This is a genomic window from Caballeronia sp. GAWG1-1, from assembly GCF_023631465.1.
Classification (GTDB): Bacteria; Pseudomonadota; Gammaproteobacteria; order Burkholderiales; family Burkholderiaceae; genus Caballeronia.
Genome location: NZ_JALQDB010000025.1, coordinates 119,648 through 140,733, shown reverse-complemented (window position 1 = coordinate 140,733; position 21,086 = coordinate 119,648). Strand labels below are relative to the sequence as shown.

The 21,086-nt window shown below is 63.0% G+C and carries 20 protein-coding genes; 7 read left to right on the top strand and 13 right to left on the bottom strand.

The window, feature by feature from the left end:
- Nucleotides 1-21 precede the first annotated feature (21 nt).
- The 4 genes from NCT03_RS15090 to NCT03_RS15075 form a co-directional block, all read right to left on the bottom strand.
- The gene (locus NCT03_RS15090; RefSeq protein WP_250467697.1) at nucleotides 22-279 is read right to left on the bottom strand and encodes a hypothetical protein; all 258 of its coding nucleotides are present in this window, start codon (nucleotides 277-279) and stop codon (nucleotides 22-24) included.
- Nucleotides 280-394: 115 nt separating this feature from the next.
- On the bottom strand, nucleotides 395-2,191 hold the full coding sequence (locus tag NCT03_RS15085) for a thiamine pyrophosphate-requiring protein (protein ID WP_250493001.1): 1,797 nt from the start codon (nucleotides 2,189-2,191) through the stop codon (nucleotides 395-397).
- An 83-nt stretch (nucleotides 2,192-2,274) separates the two neighbouring features.
- The gene (locus NCT03_RS15080) at nucleotides 2,275-2,574 is read right to left on the bottom strand and encodes a DUF6723 family protein (RefSeq protein ID WP_244828959.1); all 300 of its coding nucleotides are present in this window, start codon (nucleotides 2,572-2,574) and stop codon (nucleotides 2,275-2,277) included.
- 69 nt (nucleotides 2,575-2,643) lie between these two features.
- Nucleotides 2,644-2,820, bottom strand: a complete 177-nt coding sequence (locus NCT03_RS15075) for a hypothetical protein (RefSeq protein ID WP_250493000.1) — start codon at nucleotides 2,818-2,820, stop codon at nucleotides 2,644-2,646.
- Between the two features lie 206 nt (nucleotides 2,821-3,026).
- Between NCT03_RS15075 and NCT03_RS15070 the strand changes: the two genes are divergently transcribed.
- Nucleotides 3,027-4,283, top strand: a complete 1,257-nt coding sequence (locus NCT03_RS15070; protein ID WP_250492999.1) for an MFS transporter — start codon at nucleotides 3,027-3,029, stop codon at nucleotides 4,281-4,283.
- 11 nt (nucleotides 4,284-4,294) lie between these two features.
- Here the strand turns inward: NCT03_RS15070 and NCT03_RS15065 are convergent, their stop codons facing one another.
- On the bottom strand, nucleotides 4,295-4,648 hold the full coding sequence (locus NCT03_RS15065) for a Rieske 2Fe-2S domain-containing protein (RefSeq protein WP_244828956.1): 354 nt from the start codon (nucleotides 4,646-4,648) through the stop codon (nucleotides 4,295-4,297).
- A gap of 382 nt (nucleotides 4,649-5,030) precedes the next feature.
- Here NCT03_RS15065 and NCT03_RS15060 point away from each other — a divergent pair, with 382 nt between their 5' ends.
- Nucleotides 5,031-6,080, top strand: coding sequence for a Gfo/Idh/MocA family protein (locus NCT03_RS15060; protein WP_250492998.1), 1,050 nt, complete (start codon nucleotides 5,031-5,033; stop codon nucleotides 6,078-6,080).
- 13 nt (nucleotides 6,081-6,093) lie between these two features.
- Here the strand turns inward: NCT03_RS15060 and NCT03_RS15055 are convergent, their stop codons facing one another.
- Nucleotides 6,094-7,008, bottom strand: coding sequence for a LysR family transcriptional regulator (locus NCT03_RS15055; RefSeq protein ID WP_250492997.1), 915 nt, complete (start codon nucleotides 7,006-7,008; stop codon nucleotides 6,094-6,096).
- 100 nt (nucleotides 7,009-7,108) lie between these two features.
- Between NCT03_RS15055 and NCT03_RS15050 the strand changes: the two genes are divergently transcribed.
- On the top strand, nucleotides 7,109-7,882 hold the full coding sequence (locus tag NCT03_RS15050) for an SDR family NAD(P)-dependent oxidoreductase (protein WP_250492996.1): 774 nt from the start codon (nucleotides 7,109-7,111) through the stop codon (nucleotides 7,880-7,882).
- A 73-nt stretch (nucleotides 7,883-7,955) separates the two neighbouring features.
- On the opposite strand, the gene NCT03_RS15045 is transcribed toward NCT03_RS15050, so the two are convergent.
- Nucleotides 7,956-9,362 carry an MFS transporter gene (locus NCT03_RS15045; RefSeq protein ID WP_250492995.1) on the bottom strand — a complete coding sequence of 469 codons (1,407 nt, stop codon included), beginning with the start codon at nucleotides 9,360-9,362 and terminating at the stop codon, nucleotides 7,956-7,958.
- 281 nt (nucleotides 9,363-9,643) lie between these two features.
- Here NCT03_RS15045 and NCT03_RS15040 point away from each other — a divergent pair, with 281 nt between their 5' ends.
- On the top strand, nucleotides 9,644-10,417 hold the full coding sequence (locus NCT03_RS15040; RefSeq protein ID WP_244828951.1) for an IclR family transcriptional regulator domain-containing protein: 774 nt from the start codon (nucleotides 9,644-9,646) through the stop codon (nucleotides 10,415-10,417).
- On the opposite strand, the gene NCT03_RS15035 is transcribed toward NCT03_RS15040, so the two are convergent.
- The 3 genes from NCT03_RS15035 to NCT03_RS15025 form a co-directional block, all read right to left on the bottom strand.
- Nucleotides 10,418-11,260 (bottom strand): class II aldolase/adducin family protein, encoded by an 843-nt coding sequence (locus NCT03_RS15035; protein WP_250492994.1) that lies wholly within the window; start codon nucleotides 11,258-11,260, stop codon nucleotides 10,418-10,420.
- A gap of 165 nt (nucleotides 11,261-11,425) precedes the next feature.
- A complete protein-coding gene (locus NCT03_RS15030; protein ID WP_250467687.1) occupies nucleotides 11,426-11,965 on the bottom strand; it encodes a nucleoside deaminase in 540 nt (179 codons plus the stop codon).
- Between the two features lie 273 nt (nucleotides 11,966-12,238).
- On the bottom strand, nucleotides 12,239-13,213 hold the full coding sequence (locus NCT03_RS15025) for an NAD-dependent epimerase/dehydratase family protein (RefSeq protein ID WP_250492993.1): 975 nt from the start codon (nucleotides 13,211-13,213) through the stop codon (nucleotides 12,239-12,241).
- A 94-nt stretch (nucleotides 13,214-13,307) separates the two neighbouring features.
- On the opposite strand from NCT03_RS15025, the gene NCT03_RS15020 reads away from it, so the two are divergent.
- The 3 genes from NCT03_RS15020 to NCT03_RS15010 all read left to right on the top strand — a co-directional run bounded on the left by NCT03_RS15020 (nucleotide 13,308) and on the right by NCT03_RS15010 (nucleotide 16,349).
- Nucleotides 13,308-14,201, top strand: a complete 894-nt coding sequence (locus NCT03_RS15020) for a LysR family transcriptional regulator (RefSeq protein ID WP_250492992.1) — start codon at nucleotides 13,308-13,310, stop codon at nucleotides 14,199-14,201.
- A gap of 126 nt (nucleotides 14,202-14,327) precedes the next feature.
- Complete coding sequence (locus NCT03_RS15015; protein WP_250492991.1) at nucleotides 14,328-14,969, top strand: LysE family translocator; 642 nt, start codon at nucleotides 14,328-14,330, stop codon at nucleotides 14,967-14,969.
- 87 nt (nucleotides 14,970-15,056) lie between these two features.
- Entirely contained in the window at nucleotides 15,057-16,349 is a 1,293-nt protein-coding gene (locus NCT03_RS15010; protein WP_250467683.1) for an FUSC family protein, read from the top strand.
- A gap of 35 nt (nucleotides 16,350-16,384) precedes the next feature.
- Here NCT03_RS15010 and zwf read toward each other — a convergent pair whose 3' ends face one another.
- The 3 genes from zwf to NCT03_RS14995 form a co-directional block, all read right to left on the bottom strand.
- Nucleotides 16,385-17,860: a glucose-6-phosphate dehydrogenase gene (gene zwf, locus NCT03_RS15005; protein ID WP_244828944.1), complete on the bottom strand. Its 1,476-nt coding sequence runs from the start codon at nucleotides 17,858-17,860 to the stop codon at nucleotides 16,385-16,387.
- A 178-nt stretch (nucleotides 17,861-18,038) separates the two neighbouring features.
- Nucleotides 18,039-18,944 carry a LysR family transcriptional regulator gene (locus NCT03_RS15000; protein WP_250493093.1) on the bottom strand — a complete coding sequence of 302 codons (906 nt, stop codon included), beginning with the start codon at nucleotides 18,942-18,944 and terminating at the stop codon, nucleotides 18,039-18,041.
- A 69-nt stretch (nucleotides 18,945-19,013) separates the two neighbouring features.
- Nucleotides 19,014-21,080 (bottom strand): 2Fe-2S iron-sulfur cluster-binding protein, encoded by a 2,067-nt coding sequence (locus tag NCT03_RS14995; RefSeq protein ID WP_250492990.1) that lies wholly within the window; start codon nucleotides 21,078-21,080, stop codon nucleotides 19,014-19,016.
- Between the last annotated feature and the right edge of the window lie 6 nt (nucleotides 21,081-21,086).

Sequence of the window (21,086 nt, the reverse complement as noted above, 5' to 3'; positions counted from 1 at the left end):
ATCTCTCCTTTTCGATAAGACTCACGCTTCCGAATCGCGCTTGCTCGATGGATGATCGGGCCCGGCGTCCGGATCGACATCGGGATCGATATGATCGTTCTCCGGCGTGTAAGGCCCTTGCTCTGGATGGTCCTTGCCCTTCGGGACTAGCGATGCATCCATGTTTCCGTGTTCGCGCTGTTCGATCGTGCCGTCGGCCTTCTCCTTCACGTCGCCTTTGCCAATCGCTTCGCGACGCTGGTCCGCGCGTTCCACCGGGTCCGAAGGTTCGCTATTCATTTCTTTACTCCTGATCGAGGATCAGTGCGCCGAAGGTCGGCCGCACAGTTACAACGGTTACGCAAATAACGCAGCAACGGTTATGCCGCCGCAATGCATCACGTCGCATCGAAAGCTATTTGTCCCGATGCCCCGGCAGCACAGCGCCCAGGACTTGCCGCGCGGTATCGACGATCACGTTGCCCTGGTTTGGATCGCCCTTCAAGAGTGTGGTCGCGAACGCCTTCGCTTGCTGCAGCGTGATATGCGGCGGCAGCGGCGCCACATTGGGATCGGCCTTGACTTCGATCACGACAGGCCGGTCCGATGCAAACGCCTCGTCCCACACGGCGGCCATGCGTTCGGCATCGTCCACATACAGGCCTTTAAGGCCGATCATCTCGGCGAACTTGTGATACGGCACCGATGGAATGTCCTGCGATGCCTCGAACTTCGGGTCGCCTTCCATCACGCGCTGCTCCCATGTCACCTGATTCAGGTCCTGGTTGTTGAGCACGAGACAGATCCAGCGCGGATCGGACCATTGTTTCCAGTACTTCGCCACGGTGATGAGTTCGGCCATGTTGTTCATCTGCATGGCGCCGTCGCCGACGAGCGCGATCACCGGCCGCTCGGGATGCGCAAACTTCGCCGCGATGGCGTAGGGCACGGCCGCGCCCATCGATGCAAGGCCGCCCGAGAGCGAGCACATCATGCCGCGTTTCACCTTGAGGTCGCGCGCATACCAGTTCGCGCACGAGCCGGAATCGCTCGTGACAATGGCATTCGACGGCACGCGCGGCGACAATTCCCACACGGTGCGCTGCGGGTTCACGCCGGTTGTAGCGGGTTCGAGCGCGCGCTTTTCGAGCGTCTTCCACCAGTCGCTCATCCATCCTTCTATGTCCTTGCGCCACGCGCGATCCGTCTTCTCTTCAAGCAAGGGCAGAAGTGCGCGCAAGGTTTCGGCGCTGTCGCCGACGAGGTTGACTTCCATCGGGTAGCGAATACTCAGCATGTCCGCCTTCAAGTCGATCTGCACGCCCCGCGCCGCGCCTTCCTTCGGCAGGAATTCGGCATAAGGGAAACCCGAGCCGATCATGAGCAGCGTGTCGCATCCGGTCATGAGCTTGTAGCTCGGCTCGGTGCCAAGCAAGCCGATGGAACCGGTCACGAAAGGCAAATCGTCCGGCAATGCAGCCTTGCCCAGCAGCGCCTTGGCCACGCCCGCGCCGAGTTTTTCCGCAATGGCGATGACTTCATCGGTTGCCTGCAACGCGCCCGCGCCGACGAGTATCGCGACTTTCTTGCCGGCGTTGAGCACATCGGCGGCTTGCTGCAAGTCATCGGGATACGGCACGGTCTTCGGCGCGCGATAGCCCACGCCCGAATGCAGGGTCCCGTGTTTGCGGCCAGGCGCTTCATAGTCGAGGTCCTGCAGATCGTTCGGCAGGATGAGGGCGGTCACGCGCTTCTCGGCAATGGCGATGCGCACCGCGCGATCGACGAGATGCCGTATCTGCGAAGGCACGCTTGCCTGTTGCACGAACGCGCCCGCGACATCCTTGAATAACGCGCTCAGATCGACTTCCTGTTGATAATGACCGCCAAGCGCGGCGCGCGCCTGCTGGCCGACGATGGCGAGCACTGGCATGTGATCGAGCCGCGCATCGTAAAGGCCGGTGATCAGATGCGCCGCGCCCGGTCCCGATGTCGCGATGCACACGCCCAGTTCGCCCGTAAACTTCGCATGTGCGGATGCCATGAACGCGGCCATTTCCTCGTGCCGCGCCTGAATGAATTCGATCTTGCCTTTCGCGCGATTCATGGCGCCGAAGACGCCATTGATTCCGTCGCCGGGATAGCCATAAATACGGCGCACGCCCCAGGCGTGCAGACGGTCGATCAGAAAATCGCCGACAGTAGTGGACATGGAATTTTTCTCCGGATGACGAAGCAAAAAGCGCACGCGTACGTCGCGATGTCGCAACGTAGCAGAGATAAAGAATGCTGCGTTTAAAGCTCGGGAACCTGCAAATCGGCCTGGACGATTTCCCGGCCGCGCAGCACGGCAGCATCTTTTGCCGTCTGCTTCGAATCGAACGGGCCAATATCTTCCGCGCCCTCGAAGGGAAAGAGCAAGCGGGCATCCGTCAAGCGCACGACTTTCAGCGTGCCGACATAACCGCCTCCCACATGCGGCCGATATGACGCGTAAATCGCGTAGTCGTCATCGGTCAAACCCGGCTTTGCATTGCGATCCTTCTTATGCGGGAACAGCACGAGCTTGGCTCGTCCGGAAACTGGCTCTTTCATGATTCGTGGAGGTCGATGAACTTTGAAAATCCAATAAGCATTCGTTGTGCCGCATTCGAGCCGTATGGCTTACTGGCTGGCGCCGCCCGGCGTATCGCTCGCGGCCGTCGCAGGGAAGCTTGCCGCTGCGGGCGCGGAAGATGTGGGCGTGGTCGAAGCGGCTGTGTCCGTGTTGCGCTTGCAGCCGGTTATGAGCGAGACCATCGCGATGGCGAGGATGAGTGTCGGCAGGGCAGTGCGCTTCATTTCGTCACCTGGTCGCGATGGTTCGATTGCATCGTCATTGTTCGAGCAATCGGCGTACCGTCGCGCGGCAAGACGTGTCTGGCGGATGCGCGACGACCGATCACTGGCGCGAACTTTGCTCCTCGACCGCCAACTACGGGAGATCAGCAAGTGACCTGCGCTTATCCGCCTGACCTCGAACTGCCTGCATCGCGGCGGTTTATCGCGTGAAGCCGACTTTTCCTCTAATCGCCGTCAGTTTCTTTGCAGCGGATGTACAAGCCGGCGTCGGGCCGTTCCTTGGCATCTATCTGCTGGCCAATGGCTGGACGTCGGAAAAGATCGGCACGGTGCTGACCATCGCGGGCATCGTCGGCATGTTGGTGACGGCGCCCGCGGGCGCGCTCGTCGACGCCACCACGCGCCGCCGCAGCATCGTGGCCGCGGGCGGCGCGCTGACGGTGCTGGCGGCGGTGATCATCTGGCTGGGCCAAGGCTTCTGGCCTGTCACGCTTTCGCAGATCGCCACGGCAGTGGCGGGCGCCGCCATGGGACCGGCCCTGGCGGGGCTGACGCTTGGCATCGTCGGGAGACAAAACTTCGACCGGCAATTCGGCCGCAATCAGGTGGCGAATCATGCGGGCAATATTGCTGCTGCCTTGCTTTCTGGATGGCTTGGCGCGTGCCTTGGCATCGTCTATGTGTTTGCCTTGAGCGCGGCTTTCGGCGTGGGCTGCATGCTTACTGCGTTCCTGATTCCCGCGCGTTCCGTGCATAGGCATCACGCACGCGGTATTGCTCGCGATGACAACGACGACAACGCGCCGGTACAAACCGACAGCGCGAGTATCCTCGTGCGCAATCGGCCCTTGCTCCTGCTGGCCATCGCGCTTGCCGCGTTCAACCTCGGCAATTCGGCGATGCTGCCGCTCTACAGTCTCGCGGTCGCATCGACACACAAAGCGGGCGCAAGCCAGATCACGGCGGCGAATATCGTGATCGCGCAGGTCGTCATGTTGTTGGCGGCGGCTTTCGCGAGCCGTCTGACGCGGCGCTTCGGCTTCTGGTGGACCATTTTCGTCACGCTTCTGACCTTGCCGTTGCGCGCGGTGACGGCAGCGTGGTTAGAGCCGCCATGGGGCATTCTTCCCGTGCAGATTCTTGACGGCATTGGCGCCGGTTTGCAAAGCGTGGCCGTGCCGGCGCTTGTCGTGCATCTTCTGCATGGCAGCGGTCGCGTGAATCTGGGGCAGGGCGCGGTGCAGGGCGTTCAGGCGGCGGGCGCGTGTCTGAGTCCGCTTATTGGCGGATGGCTCGCGCACCTGTTCGGCTATCCGGTTGCGTTCATGCTGCTTGGCAGCGTGTCGGTGGCATCGTTCGCGATATGGATTGGCTACGGCGGCCAGATCCGGCAGTCATGCGACGAACGTGGCGAAGAGTTGTCGAAGCTCGCGGATGTGGATTCGTCACCGCTCTTTCGCTGATACCGCGGTCCTCAAAGCATCGCGAGAATCGTGCCGTCGTGTTCGCGCGCTTCATATGTTTTCGCGTAAGAGTCATCGCGGCACGACGATGCGACCGTCAGCGGTCGCACATGCTGACCGTTGCTATCGAAGCGCCAGCCATGCGATGCGCACGTGATCAACCCGCCCGTCACGCGTCCTGTCGACAGTTCATTGCCTCGATGCGGGCAAGCATCGTCCCAGACATGGATGCCGCCTTCGCCATCGCGCCACACGACGAGTCGTCTATCTCCATACGAAACGGCGCGCGCCGCTTCGCACGGCACGTTCTCCGACGTGCACACGTGAGCCCATCCAGACATTTCCTGCAGTTTCAACGACTTCATACGCCAACGACTCTCTGTGTTTGCACGGGCAACGCGCCTTAAGCTTCATCCTGAGCTTAAGCGATAAGCCCAAGGGCGCCTAAGGTTATCGCGCTAATTGTCTGCAGACATGCTCCCCGAAAACGCTCACCTTTGGTCGAAGAGCGCGTCCATACGCGGAGCTTGAGCAAAACAAGCGTCATGCCGCTTGTCCTTATGCAGCAATGCTCCGCGCGCTTCGAGCAGCGCATCCAATGAAGCGAAATCCAGGCAACTGAAGCGCACAAACACACGATCCCGCAAACCCTCACCTTTCACACGTACATGAAGCGCCGCGCAGTCAAGCTGTGATACGGTTCCTGATCGATTCCACTCATTTCTCTCGTTCAAGTAAGGAGCTGCCTTGTCATCGATTCAAGCCTCATCGCCCTTGCGCCTCGGTATTCTCGGCGGCGCCAATATCGCCAGGCAATTCGCGCGTGACGTGCAGCCAAGCGAAAACGTGCGCATCGTCGCGGTGGCGAGCCGCAGCGACGACAACGCAAAAGCATTCGCGGAAGCGAACGACATCGGCGCATGGTTCGGCAGCTATGAAGCACTGCTCGCCAGCCCCGATGTCGATGCCATCTACATTCCCTTGCCCAACAGCCTGCATGCCGAATGGGCAATCAAGGCAGCAAACCACGGCAAGCACGTCCTCTGCGAGAAGCCGCTCGCGTTGTCCCGCGACGAAGCCGCCAGCATGTTCGAGGCCGCCGAGCGCAACGACGTGCTGTTGCTCGAAGCCTTCCCGTGGTACTTCCAGCCGCAGACCGCGCAGATGATGTCGCTGATCGGCGAAGGCGCCATCGGCGCGGTGCGCGCCATTCAGGCGAACTTCGGCTTCACTGTGGGCAACCCGGGCGCGAACATCCGCATGAAGCCGGAACTCGGCGGCGGCGCGCTGCTCGATGCAGGCAGCTATCCGCTAAGCCTGATTCGCCTCGTGACCGGAACCGCACCGCAAAGCGTGCAGGCCGTGGCGACGTGGGCCGATACCAAGGTCGACATCAGCCTCATGGCGACGCTCATCTATGCCGATGGCCGCCGCGCGCAACTCTCCTGCGCAATGGATGGCGCGAATCATCGATATGCGACGATCATCGGTTCCGAAGGCACGATCGATACCGAGTATCTCAACCATACGAGCGATCTGACGCACGGGCATCCGTATGGCTATCTGCCGAGCCAGTTGCGCGTGCGGCGCGGCATTCCCAATTCGGTGCCGTTCGAAGTAGTGCAGGCGGACACGGGCAGCGGCTTCTTCTTCACGGCGGAAGCGTTCGCCCGCATGGTCGCCACGCACGATACGGCGGCCATCGAGTTCTACGCGCAGGCGAGTCTCGATAACGCGGCGACGCTGGCCGCTATCATCGAAAGCGCTCGCACTGGAAAGTCCGTGGCGCTCGCCTGAATGACGAACGGCCTCACTTCGTCTGCGCAAGCGAAATCACGAGATCGAGAAACGCCCGCGTCTTCGCGGGCGGATGATGCCGCGACGGATAGTACGCGTACAGCGGGAAGCGCTCGTCGGGCCAGTCGGGAAAAAGGTCGATCAACTTGCCTTCCGTGAACAGATGTTCGGAGCCGAGTTCGAGAATCTGCGCGACGCAATAGCCCGACAGGCTGGCGCTCAACATGGTGCCGACATCGTTGAGCGTGAGGCGGCCGCGCGTATCGACGGTCATGCGCTTCTTCTTGCGGTGAAACTCCCACACGAACGGACGCCCTGTTTCAGGATCGCGAAACTCGACGCACGTATGCGCGTCGCTTTCCAGCGCTTGCGGTGTCGCGGGCCGTCCGCATCGCGCGATGTATGAAGGCGCGGCCACGGTGCGCACCGGCGTGTCGAGCAGCTTGCGAGCGACGAGACTCGAGTCGCGCGGCTCGCCAAAACGGATCGCCAGATCGAAGCCGTCCGCGATCATGTCGCCAAGGCGGTCGCTCGTGATCAGTTCGAGTTCGATCTCCGGGTGCGCGTCCATGAACGCGTAGAGCTTCGGCCCGAGCACGAGGCGCGAGAAAATGGGATCGACATTCACGCGCAACCGGCCGCGCACGGCGGTCGCGCCGCCCGAAGCGGTGGCCGCCGCTTCTTCCAGTCCGTTCAGATGCGGCATGACTTGTTCGAAGAAGCGCCGGCCGTCGTCGGTGAGCGACACGCTGCGCGTCGTGCGATCGAATAGCCGCACTCTCAAACGCGCTTCCAGGCGGGCGATGGCGCGGCTCACGCCGGGCTGCGACATGCCGAGACGGTTGCCCGCGGCGGCGAACGTGCCTGCATCGACGATAGCCGCGAACACGCTGATGCCGTTCAGGATGCGTTCGTTGAAGCCCGCCATTCATGCCTCCGCGTCATCGATGAAATGGCTTTCATGTTATCGCGAAGCGGCGCCTTCACGCGCAGAATGGGCTCTGGATCAATCGCCATAGGAGCGTTGCATGTCACGAATCTTCATCACCGGATCGAGCGACGGGCTCGGTCTCATGGCCGCGCGTCTTTTGATCGAACAAGGGCATGCCGTGGTGCTGCATGCGCGCAACGCGGCGCGCGCCGAGGACGCACGCACTGTCCTGCCGCAAGCGCAAGGCGTCGTCACGGGCGATCTCGCGAATCTGGAAGCCACGCGCGGCGTGGCGGAGCAAGTCAACCGGCTGGGACATTTCGATGCCGTCATTCATAACGCGGGCGTGGGGTATCGCGAGCCGGACCGTATCGAAACCTGTGATGGCCTGCCGCATGTCTTCGCCATCAACGTGCTCGCGCCGTACGTGCTGACGGCGCTGATCGAGAAGCCATCGCGGCTCGTGTATCTCAGTTCCGGCATGCATCACGGCACGCCCGCGAATCTCGACGACATCGAATGGACGCAACGCCGCTGGAACGGCTCGCTCGCGTATGCGGAAAGCAAGTTCATGGACGTGCTGCTCGCGCTGGCGGTGGCGCGCTACTGGCCGGATGTGCTGTCCAACGCGTTAGAACCCGGCTGGGTGCCGACGAAGATGGGCGGCGCTTCCGCGCCCGACGACATGGACAAGGCGCATCGCACGCAAGCGTGGCTCGCGGCCAGCGACGACGACAAGGCGCGCGTATCGGGCCGCTACTTCTTCCATCTGCGTGAGCGCTCGTGCGATCCGGCCGCGCGCGACGAAGCCATGCAGGACCGCCTCATCGGCATTTGCGAGCGTCTGTCGGGCGTGCGTATCGACAGATGAGTTCGTGCCGGACGAAAAAAAGCCGGGCTTCGAAAAGCCCGGCAATCACTCCAACATCGCGTGTTCTTTCTGATCAGGCGTGCGCCTTGGCGGTTTTTTCCACGGCCATGGAGTCGGTGCGCTGACGGTCGTATTCCTGCTGGGTCATCGGCACGGCGTCCGGCTTGCCCAGATCGTTCAGGCGAACGCGGAAGGTCTCGCGAGCCGACCATGCCGCGAGCGCCGCGATGATCGTGACCACCAGCGTGATGCAACCGACCGTCATCGGAATATTGTTCGATCCCGGCGGCGCGACCGCTGCGAAGAGGGCGGGCAAGAGCGCGGTAATGGTGGTGCCGATGTTCTGCGCGATCGCCATGGCCGAAACGCGGGAGCGCGTCGGGAACAGTTCCGGGAAGAAGCTCGGGAAAATCGCGTTATAGCCCTGATACACGAGACCCCACATCAGCAGCGACATGACGATGGCAACCGGCACGTTGTGGATGCTGATCGCCCACAGATAAGCGAACGACAGCAGCCCCGACAGGATAGCGCCGACGATGATCGGCGGACGGCGCCCGATCTTGTCCGACAGATTGCCGACGAACGGAATCACCAGCACGGCGAGGATGTTGCCCGCGACCGGAATCCACAGATACACGCTCTTCGAGAAACCGATGCCGTAGGAAGCCTGCACCGCGTAAGCCGCGCCGAAGATCGTGGCGACCACGGGAATGACGTTCATGAGCGCCATGCAGATCACGCGCAGCATGTCAGGCGTGCTGTTGGCGAACGCTTCCTTGATCGGCGACTTCGGCAGATCGCCGTGCTTGCCTTCTGCCGTGAACGCCGGCGTTTCGTGAACCTCGCGACGGATGATGTAACCCGCGACCAGCACGCCCGCCGACAGCAGGAACGGAATGCGCCAGCCCCATGAGTTGAACGTGTCTTCCGGCATGAAGTACGCGAGCGGCAGGAACACGGCGGCGGCGAGAATCTGGCCCGCCTGCACGCCTTGCAACGTGAAGCTCGCGAAGAAGCCGCGTCGTCCGAAAGGCGCGTGTTCGAGAATCATCGAGCTTGCGCCGGAGATTTCGCCGGCCACGGCGAAGCCCTGAACCAGACGCAAGATCACGAGCAAGGTCGGTGCGAGCATGCCGACGCTGTGATATGTCGGCAACAGGCCCACGGCCATGGTGGAAAAGCCCATCAGGAACATGCAGACCAACAGGACGTTCTTACGGCCGTGGGTGTCGCCCAGATGGCCGAGCACGAATGCGCCGATAGGACGCGCGACATAACCCACGCCGTAAGTCGCGAGCGACGCGACGATAGCCACCTTCGGATTGCCCGAGGGAAAGAACAACTGCGGGAAGATGAGCGCTGCCGCCTGGGCGTAGATGAAGAAGTCGTAGTACTCGAGCGCCGAGCCGATCCAGCCGCTCGCCGTCGCTTTCTTCGCCTGGCGGCCGCCGTGTGCTTCGTCCTGAAGGCTAGCCATGTAATGTCTCCGACAATGGTTATGAGTAGAACCCGTTTGCCACCGAGGCCGCCGCTTTCTGGCCTGCTGCTCGTGGCCGAGCGGCAGGGCATTCGGATCACCGGAATACGCCTCGCTCAGAGTGTTTCGAGCATAAGAGCGCTGGCTGATCGCGGCAACGACTTATGACGCATTTTGCGCGATAATCGTACGCGTGTGTCCGATAATCGACCGAATTGGGGGTTAGCACTGACCTTTCGGCTTTGTCAGCGCACGCCGGCTGCCCCATTCGAGCAACGAACATGACGAAAACATCGACACTCGACAAGCGCGACTGGATCGCCGGACTGGAGAAAGGTCTGGCCATTCTCGAAGCCTTCGACGACCAGCACGCTCGCATGACGCCGACGCAAGCCGCCGTGCGCACCGGCATGACGCGCACGGCCGCGCGCCGCTATTTGCTGACGCTGGCACATCTCGGTTACGTGCAAACCGATGGCAAGCTCTTCAACCTGACGCCGCGCGTGTTGCGCGTGGGCTGGTCGTACTTCGACTCGGCGCGGCTGCCGCGTATCGTGCAGCCTTATCTGCAGCAGTTGAGCGCGCTGATCCACGAGTCAGTGTATGTGAGTGTGCTGGACGAATGGGATCTCGTCATCATCGCGCGAAACGGCTCGACGCGCGTCATGACCACCGGGTTCGTGCTCGGCGCGCGCGTGCCGGCGGCGTTGATGTCGGGCGGCATCGTTCTGCTCGCGCACAAGCCGGACGAGGAAGCGGTGCGCAAGTGGCTCGACGCCACGGAGTTCAAGCCGTTCACGCCGCTCACCATCACCAACAAGGAAAGGTTGTACGAAAAGATTCGCGCGGCGCGCGTGGAGGGTTACGTTGCAATCGAACAGCAATTGCAGGTGGGCGTGCGCGGGATCGCCGTGCCGATGAAGAACCGTCACGGGCAAGTGGTCGCGGCTTTGTCGGCAAATATGCCGATCGGAAAAGAAACGAGCGAGGCTGCGCTCGCTCGGGTCTTGCCGCCGCTTCAGGAGACGGCGTTGAACATGCTCAACGTGATCTGATCAGTCGAACATGTCCGGCTGCGTGGCGACGAGGTCATTCCAGATAGTCTGGAAGTGCAGCCAGCCGATATAGTCGCTGCCCACGTGTTCGCGGCTATAACGCGCGCGGTCCGGCGTGACGAGCTTCGGCGTGATGCCGGTTTGCTCGATCATCAGTTGCTGATGGCAGCAGCGCTCCAGCGCAATGAACCAGAACGCCGCGGAGTCGATACTGTGGCGGCTCGCCGTGAGCAGCCCGTGGTTCTGGTGGATCGCGGCTTTCACGCCCTTGAAGGCGAGCGCGACTTTGTTGCCACCTTTCACTTCCACTGCAACCTTGCCCGCTTCCTCGCCGATCACGACGTGATCTTCAAAAAACGCAGCCGCGTCTTGCGAGATCGGTTCGAGCGCTTTGCCGAGCGACGCGAACGCGGTGCCGTAGAGCGTGTGCGCGTGGCACATGGCGACGATATCCTGATGCATCTCATGCACGGCCGCATGCAACACGAAGCCGGCGCGATTGATCGCGTGATTGCCCTCGACGACGGTGCCCTTGTGATCCGCGCAGATCAGATTCGACACCTTCACTTGCGAAAAGTGAATGGCCATCGGATTAGTCCAGTACAGGCCCGGGTTTTCCGGATCGCGCACGGTGAGATGCCCGGCGAAACCGTAATCGAAGCCTTGCAGCGCGAACGCGCGACATGCACCCACTAGCCGCTCTTTCAAATACTGCCGATGTTCGGCCGCATTCTTGAATTCCGGCAATTCAGGAAAGATCAGCCCTTCCTGCTCCGGCTGATAGATCGATACCTTGCCTTCCTTGACGATCGACGATGTGGGTTTTTCGAGCACTTCGTTCATGGCGGGTCTCCAATGTTTGTTGCCTCGTATCGTTATAGTCTCCCCGCCGCGATCCGATGACAAACGATCGATGTTCATCCATGCATGAACCCGGCTCATGCATGCAGTCAACGCATGACGGCTAATGCATCTTGCTTGCTCCATGTTGCACTGCAAGCGGCTTGTCTAGCGTTTGGCCCAGAACTCGCGTTGCACGCGTAGCACCTCGTCTTCTACTTCGGCAACCGGGCCGATCAGTTCGACGGGCTTCTGGCAGTGATCGAACACGTAGCGTGACGAGACGCTCATGGTCGGATTCTCTTCGTGATTGCCGGTGGCTTCCAGCAGACGCGCTTCCGTCAGTCCATACACCACGCGTCCTATATTCGCCCAATACGCGGTTCCCGCGCACATGCAGCACGGCTCGACGGACGTATAGAGCGTGCAGCTCCACAAGTACTCTGGCGTGAAGTTGAGCGCCGCGACGCGCGCGAGCACCGACTCCGCGTGATTCACGGTATCGACATTGCCTTGCTCCATCAACACGGTTTCCTGGTCAGGACCGACGAGGATCGCGCCGAACGGATGATGACCGAGCAAGGTTGCACGCTCGGCGATAACGCTCGAATGCCGCAGATGCCGGATGATCTGCTCGCGCGTGGGCGTGAGACCTTGCGGCGGAAAAGCGTCGCTTTGCTGCTTGGGCGCGGGCGCGGTAATGCTCATGGACTTGTCTCCTGCAATCGCCGTTGGAAGGAAAGGCAGCATAGCGCAGGCAAAAAGCCGCTAGCGCGTGCGAGTCGCATGACGCGTATTAGCGCGAAAGGTGAGGGTATTCGGGAGGCATGTTCGCGGTTGGCACGGAGCCTTGAAAACAAAGGGCTTTTCCATCGATTTGGCGGCTTTCGAGCGTCTAAAGGTGAGCGCTTTCGGGAGCCGTCGTCTTCAGCTGCTTACGAAGCCGAGCTTCATTGCGCCCGGAAGTAGTCCGCGCTTCGGTCACGCGCGCTCGCCGAGATCGAGACAGCCGAGTCCGACGAGCGTGGCTTCGACGGCTTCATCGAGCGGCGTGTGCGGTTCGTGGCCGAGCGTATGGACGAGCAAGGCATTGTTCATGCGCACCGGCGTGCGCCATAAGTAGCGCATCTCGCGCAGCTCTCGAAACGTCGTATTGAAGGGCGATGCCAGCGCGAGCAACCACCACGGAAACCCGACGATGCGCGGCCGGTTGCGCGCGGCGACGCGCTGGATAGCACGAGCGAACTGCATGCCGTCTTCGTCCCAATGTCCGCCCATGTGAAAGCGCGCGAAGGGTGCGAGCGTATCGCGGCGTCGAAGCAACTCGATCATCGTGCGCGCCACATCGGGTAGATACGACCATTCATGTCCGACACCGCGCGCACCGGGACAACTGATTTTCCTGACCGGTTTGCCCGGCGTCACGAGTCCCTGCGAAAACCAGTTGTTGCCCGCTTTCGGCCCGAAGAAATCGCCCGCGCGCACGATCAGCACGCGCGCGCCTTCCTTGCTCGCGCGTTCCAGTCGCGCTTCCATCTCCACGCGTATCGCGCCTTTTTCCGTGAGCGGACGCTGTGGCGCGCGCTCATCGATGAAGGGCAGCGCGTCCGGCCCGAAGTTGTACACCGTGCCCGGCAGCACGATGGTCGCGCCCTCGGCTTTCGCGGCGGCGATGGTGTGATCGATCATCGGCAAGACGAAGTCGGCCCAGCGCTTGTAGCCCGGCGGATTCACCGCATGCACGATGACCGCGCAGCCCCGTGCGGCGCGCGTGACATCCGCGCGGTTCATGGCATCGCCCTGAATCCATTCGATGCCATGCATGTCGGGCCGCGCGTCGGGTGCGCCCCGCTTCATGCCGCGCACGCGCCAGCCCGCATCGCGCAGCTGCCGGGCCACTTCGCTGCCAATTCCGCCGCTCGCCCCGAGCACCAATGCCTGTTCGCCGTGTGTCATGTCTTGCGCCTCTTATGGATCGAAGACCTTATTCTGTGCCGTGCAGCGATACAATAAAATTGCCTAACCTCGTTGAGCAGATATACAAATTCGTATGGCAGAGAGTATTGGCTGGGAGCTGTACCGCACTTTTTTGGCGGTCTTGCAGGAAGGTTCGCTTTCGGGCGCGGCGCGTTCGCTCGGCATCACGCAGCCTACTGCGGGACGGCATATCGAGGCGCTCGAAAAGGCGCTCCGCGTAAGCTTGTTCACGCGCTCGCAAACCGGCCTGCAACCTACCGATGTCGCGCTCGACCTGCGCGCGCATGCCGAGGCGATGCACAGCACGGCCGCATCGCTCGAACGCGCCGCGACGGGTCATGCGGATGGCGCAAGCGTGCAGGGCGCCGTGCGGATATCGGCGAGCGAAGTCGTGGGCGTCGAAGTGTTGCCGCCCATTCTCGCGGCGTTGCGCGAGCGGCATCCGCGTCTCGTGATCGAACTCGTCCTCAGCAATCGCGTGCAGGACCTGCTCAGACGCGAAGTCGACATCGCCGTGCGCATGGTGCGGCCGAAGCAAACGCAACTCGTCGCGCGGCGCGTCGGGCGGATCGAAGTGGGCTTGCACGCGCATCGCGACTATCTCGCGAAGCATGGCACGCCGCGCAACGTGGCGGCGCTGGATCGGCATGCGATCACCGGTTTCGATCAGCCGAACGCCTTCGTACGCGAAGCGAGCAAGTCGCTGCCGGAATTTTCGCGCGATACGTTCGCCCTGCGCTCGGACAGCGACCTCGCGCAACTTGCGCTGATCCGCGCGGGCGCGGGCCTCGGCATGTGTCAGGTGGCGCTCGCCCGGCGCAACGATTCGCTCGTGCGCGTGCTGCCGAAAATATTCACGTTTCAGCTCGAAACCTGGGTGACGATGCACGAAGATCTGCGCGGCAGTCCGCGCTGCCGCGCCGTGTTCGACGCGCTGGCGGATGGCATCGAGCGCTATGCGGACTGATCACGCACTGGCCTGCCGGTTCACGTGGGAATCGTGCATGTGCGGGGGTGCTTCGGTCGGCGAGAATATCGGCGGGCGCGAAAGCTCGCGCTCATCGGCAAACACTCGACTCGCCGGAGCCACTCCATGTCTGCTCACGCATTTGTCAGCGCCAACCTTCTGCTGGCCTATTCCGCTTATTTCGTCGGCACGGCAAGCCCCGGCCCGAGCAATCTCGCGATCATGTCGATTGCGAGCACTTTCGGCCGGCGCGCGGCGTTCGCTTTCGCGGCGGGCGTGATCTCCGGCTCCTTCTTCTGGGCGATGCTCGCCGCGCTCGGCCTTTCCGCCGTGTTGACGGCATACACGGGCTTTCTCGTCGCGGTCAAGCTGTGTGGCGGCGTGTATCTCTTGTGGCTCGCGTTCAAGTCGGGCCGCTCGGCGTGGCGGCCGGCGCGCCGTGCATCGTCGGTGGAAACGACTGAGCAACCAGACACGCGCAAGCTCTATGCACGCGGCGCGCTGCTGCATCTGACCAATCCGAAGGCCATTCTCGTATGGATGTCGGTGGCGGCGCTCGGCTCATCGGCGGGCGAGGGCACCGCGCACATGCTCGCGGTCGTCGCGGGCTGTCTGTGTATCGGCGTATGCGTGTTCGGCGGCTATGCCGCGCTTTTTTCGATGGCATCGGCGCGCCGCATCTACACGCGCATCCAGCGCGGTCTCGACGCCGCGCTCGCGCTCGTCTTCGCAGTCGCAGGCATTCGACTGCTGACTTCGCGGGTTTGACGCAAACCGCCGTCTTTTTGTCTTGCCTTTGCGCTCGGGCCGCATCGCGACTACGCTGCAAAGTGCATCCTCGAAGACGCCCGGACAATGCCCAACGAAAACTCGACCCGAGCCGCCCCGCCGCTCGAACGTGACGCCCTGAGCGGCGTGGACGCGCTCGCGCCCGTTCTGCGCGATGCCTTCGTCTCGCTGGGCCGCGAACTCATCGCGATCAAACCGACGCCCGAGCGCGCGCTCTTCGCCACGCAGGCGATGTTCTCGGTGGCGCTCGCGGTCGCGCTGGCCTACGCGTTTCACTTGACGCACATCTGGTGGGCCGCCATCAGCGGCTTCGCCGTCATGCAGACCAAGTTCTCCGCGTGCGCGCAACGCGGCGTGCATCGCGTGCTCGGCACGGTGGCGGGCGCGTTGCTCGGGGCGGTGGCTGGGCCGCTCATCGGCGATGTGCCGTGGCTCTTCGTGCCGCTGCTCGGGTTGATCGCAGGCTTCTCGGTGTTTCGCGCGCTCGTCTCGGATGCCGGCTACGCCTGGGTGCTCGGCGCGGTGACCGCGCTGATGGTGACGTTCGAGGCGCATCGGCTCGATTCGGCATCGGCGACGGCTTCGTTCGCGGTGCTGCGCGTGGTCGAGGTGATCGTTGGCACCGTGGCGTGTGTGGCCGTGTCGGCGCTCTTTCACGCGGGCGTGCAGCATTATCGGAAAAAGCGTGGCGCGGCGCTCGTGCCGGGCGCGCAGGCATCGTCCACGGCCGACAGGGTGAATGCCAACAGCCTCGCCGTCACGCATGCCATCACGCTCGTTCCCTCCGATGCCGCGCAAGCCGTGCAAGCGCTCGAAGCCGCGCACGCGCAGCACGTTGCCGACGTCATGCGCAAGCGCCTGGCATGGCAGTCCGCGTGGTCGATCATGATTCTCGCGGCGCTCGCGTATGCGTGGAATTTGCCCGGCTTCGCGCAGGCGATGGTAACGGCCGTTGCCGTGCTGATCTTGCCCGCATCCGCACTGGACAAGCCGACGAAAAAACCCGTCACGCAGCGCATGGTGCAGCGGCTCGTCGGCTGTCTGCTGGCGGGAGCGGTGAGCCTCGCGCTTTTGCCACTGCTGGGCGACAACGCGTTCGCCTGCATGCTCGCGCTGTGCGCGGGCGTGTGGCTTGGCTGTCACGTGCAGACGGGCTCGCAGGGCGCGAGCTATGTCGGGCGGCAGTTCAGCATCGCGTTCATCATGGTCTTCGTGCAGGACCACCATTGGTCGTCGGACCCGATGCCCGCCGTGCTGCGGCTGTCCGGCATTCTGTGCGGGATCGTCGTGCTCGCGTGGGTGATGGCGGTCGGCACGGCGTGGTCCGCGCGGCAGGGCGCTCGCTCGATGATGCGATAAAGCGCCCGCCGCGAAGTCAGCGCGAAGTCAACGCATCACGCTTCCTCGGCCCACGCGAGATTCTCGCGCGCCATCAGTGCCGATGAAGCCGCCGGGCCGAACGTTCCCGCCGTATAACCGCGCGGCTTGTCGCCAAGTTCCTTCCAGCCGTTGAGAATGGGCTCGACCCACGCCCAAGCCGCTTCGAGTTCGTCGCGGCGCATGAAGTGCGTGAGACGGCCGCGAATCACGTCGATCAGCAAACGCTCATACGCTTCCGCGCGGCGCTCGGTGAACGCCTGCTGCAGATCGAGGTTCAGATTGACGGGCAGCATTTGCATGCCGCTGCCGGGTTCCTTCGCCATCATCTGCAACTGGATTGATTCTTCCGGCTGCAACGTGATGGTGAGCCGGTTGCCGTAATGACGCGGACCCGCCGGAATGATCGAGAACGGCAAGTCGGCAAAGTCGATGACGATCTCCGAGCGCCGGTTCTGCATGCGCTTGCCGGTGCGCAGGAAGAACGGGACGTTGGCCCAGCGCCAGTTGTTGATATGCGCGCGCAATGCGACGAAGGTCTCGGCGCGGCTTTCGGCGGGTACGTTGTCTTCCTGCAGATAGCCTTTCACCGCCTCGCCGCCGACCGCGCCCGCCGCATACTGACCGCGCACGGTGTCGCGGGCGATATCCGCGACCGACATGGGCCGCAGCGACTTCAGCACCTTGAGCTTTTCGTCGCGCACGGCGTCGGGATCGAGCGAGACGGGAGGTTCCATTGCCACGATGCACAGCAGTTGCAGCAAGTGGTTCTGCACCATGTCGCGCAGCGCGCCGGTGTGATCGTAAAAGCCCGCGCGGCTGCCCACGCCCACCGTTTCCGACACCGTGATCTGCACGCTCTTGATGTAAGGCGCTTGCCACAGCGGACCGAAGATGGCGTTGCCAAAGCGCAGCACCATCAGGTTCTGGACCGTCTCCTTGCCGAGATAATGGTCGATGCGATAAATCTGCTCTTCCTTGAAGCGCTTGCCGACGGCGTTGTTGATCTCGACCGCCGAGGCGAGATCGTGACCGAGCGGCTTTTCCAGCACGACGCGCGACTGCTCGTCCACGAGACCCGCTGCCGCGAGATTGTCACAGATGGTGGTGAACAGTTCCGGCGAGGTCGAAAGATAGAACACGCGCTGCGCGTTTTCGCGCGATGCTTCGGCGAGACGGCGGAAGTCGTCCGGGTTTTCGACATCCACGCGCACGTAGTCGAACAGCGCGAGGAATTTGTCCCACGACTGCGCATCGAAGCCTTTTTCGTCGATGAACGGGCGCGACTGCTTCTCCATGAAATTCTTCAGATAGTCTTCGCGCGTCCAGTCCTTGCGGCCGATCGCGAGAATGCGCGTGTCGGGCGGCAGATTGCAATGCGAATGAGCCATGTAGAGCGCGGGCAGCAGCTTGCGTGCGGCAAGGTCGCCGCCGCCGCCGAAGATGATCATGTCGAGCGGGCGTTCATTCGAGGAAGATGTTTGATTCGTCATGGTGCGTGAGCCGTTGAAGGTTCAGGAAAGCCGAAGCGCGGCGACCGTGACATCCGGTCGAGAGAGCTATGTTGCATGGTTTGCCGGCATTTTGCACGGGGCGCGCGCTAACGGCCGTTCGATTCGAGCGGACGAGCTTCGAAGCGCGCGTGTCTTGCCCGCCGCGCGCAACCAAAAACTAACGCCAGTTCAGCGATGGATTAGCGCGCAACGCAGGCACGGCGAGATCGAGAAACGCGCGCACCTTCTGCGCGACATGGCGCCCTTCGCGATGCACGAGATGCACCGGCAGCGGCGGCGGTTCGAAATCGGCGAGAAGGGTGACGAGCGCGCCTTCGTTCAGATGCGACGCGATCTGATAAGAAAGCAGCCGCGCAATGCCGAAGCCCGCGAGCGCGGCTTCCATCGCCGAGTCGTTGGTCGTGGTGGAAAGGCGCGGCCGCGCGCGCACGACGATATGCCGCTCGCCCTCGTAAAGACGCCATTCGGGCGGCGTCGAGGAGCCGGTGGACGTGATGATCGTATGGTCATCGAGGTCGTCGGGATGTTGCGGCGTGCCGTGTTCATCGAGATATTCGGGCGACGCGCACAGCACCCGCCGCACGTGGCCCACGGGAATCGCCTGCAGCGACGAGTCCGGCAGTTCCGCGATCCGCACCGCCACGTCGATACCTTCGTCGACGAGATTCACCACGCGATCGACAAACCAGCAACTGGCGTCCGCTTCCCGATAGCGCGAAAGGTAGTCGAGCATCACCGGCATGACATGCAGTCGGCCGAACATGACTGGCGCGGTGATGGCGAGGACGCCACGCGGCGACGAATGGGTGCCGGTCGCGGCGAGGTCGGCGCTGTCGAGTTCGCCGAGAATGCGGCGGCAGTCCTCGAAGTAGCCACGGCCTGCGTCGGTGAGACGCACGACGCGTGTGGTGCGCGTGAGCAGCCGCACGCCAAGCCGTTCTTCGAGTTCCGTGACGACGCGGCTCACCACCGATGGCGACACTTCGAGCTTGCGCGCGGCGGACGCGAAGCCTCCGGTTTCGACCACGGTGACGAAGGTCGACATTGCCTGGAAACGATCCATGTTGGGGCGCACGGCCTGCGGGCTGGGAAGTTGCCGTGCATTCTCGGGCATGCTGGCGCGCCGCGCAATCTAGAGATCGAGTAGCAGCGGCGCGCTTTGTTCCGCGGGAAGCGCGCAGCAGATCAAGGCTTCGTCGTCGCCGACATGAAACGCGGGCTCGCTTGCATAGGTCACAGCGCCTTCCCTGATGCGCGTCCTGCACGTGCCGCACGTTCCGCCGCGACAGTTGAACTCCGCGTCGATGCCGTTTGCTTCGGCCAGATCGAGCAACGAGCCGCTTTCGGGCGACCATTGCACGCGCTTGTCCGACTTGAGGAAGCTCACCGATACGGCTTGCGTTGCCGCTGGCGGCATCGGCTTCGTCTCGCTACCGCGATCGGCCGTGCGTAGCAGCGATGCGGGACCGAAGGCTTCGGCATGGACGCGCGTGTCGGCCACGTTGAGCGCGCGCAAGCCATCGTAGAGCGATTGCATGAACGCGCCCGGTCCGCACAGATAGAAGTCGTAGTCGTTGAACAGCAGAAAGCTCGTCAACAAGTCGATATCGATCCGCCCCGAGACCTCGTAATCTTCCTTGAAGGTCGCGCCTTGCGGGTCGCTCAGCACGCGAATCACGCGCACCGCGCCGCCCGCGCTTTGCACGAGTGCATCGATCTCGGCGGCGAACGCGCGATTGGCGAGCGTTCGCGCCGATACGATCAGCCACGTCGGGCGGATGCGGCGCTTGCGCAGGCCTTCGTAGACGACGTGCCGCAGCATCGCGATCATCGGCGTTATGCCGACGCCCGCCGCGATCAGCACGGCCGGGCGTCGCTCCAGCGCGTCGATGGTGAAGTCGCCCGCCGGCGCGCGCGCCTCGACGACATCGCCCACTTTCAATGTGTCGTGCAGATGCGCGGACACGCGTCCTTCGCGCTTCACGCTGATGCGATACATCCCGTCCGATGGCGCCACCGACAGCGTGTACGTGCGGATCAGCGGCTTCGCTTCGCCGGGAAGATGCGCGCGAATCGGCAAATGCTGGCCGGCCGCGTGCGCCACGATGCCCGCGCCATCCGCCGGTTGCAGATGGAAAGAGCGGATGACATCGCTTTCATCGACGATACGGCTCACCCTGAACGGCCGCCACGCGTTGGCGAGCGCGGCCGCCTTCATGCGTTCGGATGCCTTCGCCCAGTCGCCCGTCATCAGCGCATTGGGCGAAAAGCCTTCGCGGCGCAGCGCCCAGCGCAAGGGCAGCGCATTCTCGCGCAGCACGACACGACGCGGCGTGAAGCGCCACAGCCTTTCCGCGCCTTGAAACGCGGCGATTTCGGGTGAATCGGTGAGCACTTCGGCGTCGCCCGTAAGTTGCAGCAGCGTGCCGCTTTCGAAGTCCGTGAAGAGCAGACCGGCGCGTCCGTTCACAAGAATATTGCCGAGCGTGTTGAAGAAGAGGTTGCCCGCGAAGTCGGGAATGGTGAGCACGCCATCGTCGGAGATGCGCACGAAACCCGCCTTGCCGCCGCGATGCGACACATCCACCTGACGATGCCCGTCTTCGCGGTCGAAATACGATGCCACGAAGAAGGTGTCGGCGCGTTCGATCATCGCCCTTGTGCGTGGCGAGTGCGGATCTTCTTCGACCGGCTTCGAGCTCGAAGGCTCGGAAGGCTCGCGCACGAATTCGAAATCGCGCAGTTGAATGTATTGCGGGCAATTGCCGAAGCTCTGTTCGACGGCCACTTCGAACGCGCGGTCGCCATGGCGATGAATCACGCCGTTCATGCGGTTACGCCGCCGCGTATGCAGTTCGATGCCGAGCATGCCGACCGATGCGCCATCGTTCATGCCGGCATCGGCGGGATCGTTCTTGTCGCGCGGATGCCTGACGGCGAGAGTCGTCGCGTCAGGCGTTTGCAGAAAACCGGGACGGCCCGCGAGGAGCGTGGCCCAGGCGTCGCCGTTTCGATCGACCGCGCCCGTGACGATGAACGGCAGCTGCGCGAAGAATTGCCGATGCTGCTCCGGCATGAAGCTGCGCACCACGCGCCGCCCTTGTTCCTGCATGCGCTCGTAGACGCCCGCGGTTTTCTGCAGCGTGATTTCGCCGCGATGCCACGGCGCGTCCATCGTGACGGGACTGGAGAAGGACATGATCGT

Bases quoted from the DNA above. Each gene is read 5' to 3' on its own strand.
- NCT03_RS15090 (WP_250467697.1), bottom strand. From the start codon at position 279: ATGAATAGCGAACCTTCGGACCCGGTGGAACGCGCGGACCAGCGTCGC.
- NCT03_RS15085 (WP_250493001.1), bottom strand. From the start codon at position 2,191: ATGTCCACTACTGTCGGCGATTTTCTGATCGACCGTCTGCACGCCTGG.
- NCT03_RS15080 (WP_244828959.1), bottom strand. From the start codon at position 2,574: ATGAAAGAGCCAGTTTCCGGACGAGCCAAGCTCGTGCTGTTCCCGCAT.
- NCT03_RS15075 (WP_250493000.1), bottom strand. From the start codon at position 2,820: ATGAAGCGCACTGCCCTGCCGACACTCATCCTCGCCATCGCGATGGTC.
- NCT03_RS15065 (WP_244828956.1), bottom strand. From the start codon at position 4,648: ATGAAGTCGTTGAAACTGCAGGAAATGTCTGGATGGGCTCACGTGTGC.
- NCT03_RS15055 (WP_250492997.1), bottom strand. From the start codon at position 7,008: ATGGCGGGCTTCAACGAACGCATCCTGAACGGCATCAGCGTGTTCGCG.
- NCT03_RS15050 (WP_250492996.1), top strand. From the start codon at position 7,109: ATGTCACGAATCTTCATCACCGGATCGAGCGACGGGCTCGGTCTCATG.
- NCT03_RS15045 (WP_250492995.1), bottom strand. From the start codon at position 9,362: ATGGCTAGCCTTCAGGACGAAGCACACGGCGGCCGCCAGGCGAAGAAA.
- NCT03_RS15040 (WP_244828951.1), top strand. From the start codon at position 9,644: ATGACGAAAACATCGACACTCGACAAGCGCGACTGGATCGCCGGACTG.
- NCT03_RS15035 (WP_250492994.1), bottom strand. From the start codon at position 11,260: ATGAACGAAGTGCTCGAAAAACCCACATCGTCGATCGTCAAGGAAGGC.
- NCT03_RS15030 (WP_250467687.1), bottom strand. From the start codon at position 11,965: ATGAGCATTACCGCGCCCGCGCCCAAGCAGCAAAGCGACGCTTTTCCG.
- NCT03_RS15025 (WP_250492993.1), bottom strand. From the start codon at position 13,213: ATGACACACGGCGAACAGGCATTGGTGCTCGGGGCGAGCGGCGGAATT.
- NCT03_RS15020 (WP_250492992.1), top strand. From the start codon at position 13,308: ATGGCAGAGAGTATTGGCTGGGAGCTGTACCGCACTTTTTTGGCGGTC.
- NCT03_RS15015 (WP_250492991.1), top strand. From the start codon at position 14,328: ATGTCTGCTCACGCATTTGTCAGCGCCAACCTTCTGCTGGCCTATTCC.
- NCT03_RS15010 (WP_250467683.1), top strand. From the start codon at position 15,057: ATGCCCAACGAAAACTCGACCCGAGCCGCCCCGCCGCTCGAACGTGAC.
- zwf (WP_244828944.1), bottom strand. From the start codon at position 17,860: ATGACGAATCAAACATCTTCCTCGAATGAACGCCCGCTCGACATGATC.
- NCT03_RS15000 (WP_250493093.1), bottom strand. From the start codon at position 18,944: ATGGATCGTTTCCAGGCAATGTCGACCTTCGTCACCGTGGTCGAAACC.
- NCT03_RS14995 (WP_250492990.1), bottom strand. From the start codon at position 21,080: ATGTCCTTCTCCAGTCCCGTCACGATGGACGCGCCGTGGCATCGCGGC.